Here is an 889-nt window from a genome sequence, read left to right on the forward strand (position 1 = left end):
ACCAAACAAGGCATTTTTGACGGCGAAAATCAGGATGATATTGATAAAGCCAATGATATTGAAATTCAGTTGTTGAATTTGGGATTACTGCCATTAATTACTGAGGTTTAATATCTGCCCTTATCAGTGCGGCATTTCACACTCCTTTATTTGAATAATGCGAGGTAATAAATGGCTATTTTATCACTGGAAATAGAACTGTATTTTGACTGGAAAGAATCGCTGACTCCACAAATGGCACTCACTGATTTGTATAAGATAACGCAACAGATTAACCAATTCTTTAGGCGTCAAAAAACCTGGTATTTGACAGGTCATACTCGTAAGGAAGCATTAGAACACCTTGTTTTTGAAGGGGGCCACCCGACAGAAAAAGCAATTCAGGTATTCGAAAGAAATTACAAAGAAAATTTCCCTTTGATAGGAAAAAGTATTTGGGATGGTGAAGATGACGATCTTGCCTGTTCCCTATTTTATGAAAACTATCGTAGTAACAGGCTAGGACAAACTGAGATAACAATAGATCTTAATATTGACGAAAAAGATTTTCAGTTTTCACGGCTGATTGACCTTATTACCTTTTTAGTTCTCAGCCGTAATGCTCCCTACATTATGGTAGAAACTAACGGTTATACCTTGAAGCAAAATCAGGTATTCCCCGACAGGCTGAGTGCAGGGTGGATGATTTATTTACCCTTTGTTATAGATCCCGCATTATTACCAATGGCAGCTGAAATCTTGCCTATTGCCAATGATAAAGAACAATTGGGGACATTAATTATCACCAAACAAGGCATTTTTGACGGCGAAAATCAGGATGATATTGATAAAGCCAATGATATTGAAATTCAGTTGTTGAATTTGGGATTACTGCCATTAATTACTGAGG

Annotated in this window: 1 protein-coding gene; it reads left to right on the forward strand. The window is 36.9% G+C overall.

The window, feature by feature from the left end:
- Positions 1-171 precede the first annotated feature (171 nt).
- Positions 172-889: Imm52 family immunity protein (locus EAE89_RS23030; RefSeq protein ID WP_214086670.1), on the forward strand; the 718-nt coding region annotated here is incomplete at its 3' end.

The sequence above is a fragment of the Photorhabdus heterorhabditis genome, from assembly GCF_018448905.1.
Lineage (GTDB): Bacteria > Pseudomonadota > Gammaproteobacteria > Enterobacterales > Enterobacteriaceae > Photorhabdus > Photorhabdus heterorhabditis.